Genomic DNA, 852 nt, shown 5'->3' with positions numbered 1-852 from the left:
AACATATTATTATTGGCGCAAGAAGTTTGGTGGCGTTGGACGTCCCCAGCTTTCGGAGATGAAAGCGATCAAGAAAGAAAATGAACGGCTAAAGAAGATTGTCGCAGAATTGCAGTTAGACAAATTGATATTGAAGGAGAGCCTGGATTATTTAAAGCCAAAGGTCTGACGGTTGATGGGTTGCGTCAGGCCGTGATCCATACCCGTCAAAGGTTAAGCACATCCGAACGGCGCACCTGTGCAGTTCTGGGCGTAGCGCGATCCAGCTTGCACTACAAAGCTAAAGTTAAAAACGATGATGCACTGCGTTTAGCTATGATCCGCTTGGCAAAACAGTACGGGCGGTATGGCTACCGTAAAATCACAGAGCTGCTTCAGATGGAGGGGTGGCGTATCAATCACAAGAAAATAGAACGCTTGTGGCGTGAGGAAGGGCTGAAACTCCCAGAACGCCACAGGAAGCGCAAAAGGCTTTATCATAAAGATACCTCAATCATTCGTCTAAGGCCCACACATTCCAATCATGTTTGGGCGATTGACTTTGTTCACGACAAGCTCAGCAATGGGCGCAGCTACAAGATGCTGACAGTGCTTGATGAATATACCCGCCAAGCGCTGTGCGTAACGGTGCGACCCAAAATGAATGCAAACGATGTTTTGGACGCGCTTTATCCTTTACTGATGAAGCATGGAAAGCCTGAATATATCCGTTCGGACAACGGCCCAGAGTTCATCGCGGCAGCCTTACAAGACTGGCTCAGAAAGGTCGATATTAAACCAATCCATATCTATCCTGGGTCACCATGGGAAAACGGTTATAATGAGAGGTTCAACGGAACTTTAAGGCAGGAG

Annotated in this window: 2 protein-coding genes; both read left to right on the top strand. The window is 47.4% G+C overall.

From position 1 onward, the window contains the following. On the top strand, positions 1-169 hold a 169-nt coding region (locus BFP76_RS14825; protein WP_420818648.1), incomplete at its 5' end, for a transposase. A 23-nt stretch (positions 170-192) separates the two neighbouring features. Then, positions 193-852 (top strand): IS3 family transposase (locus BFP76_RS02105; protein WP_133117374.1); only part of this gene is annotated, 660 nt, incomplete at its 3' end.

It is taken from the genome of Paramylibacter kogurei, assembly GCF_002742285.1.
GTDB lineage: Bacteria > Pseudomonadota > Alphaproteobacteria > Rhodobacterales > Rhodobacteraceae > Amylibacter > Amylibacter kogurei.
Note: the sequence above shows the minus strand (reverse complement) of the source record. Positions and strands in the feature narration are given on the sequence as shown.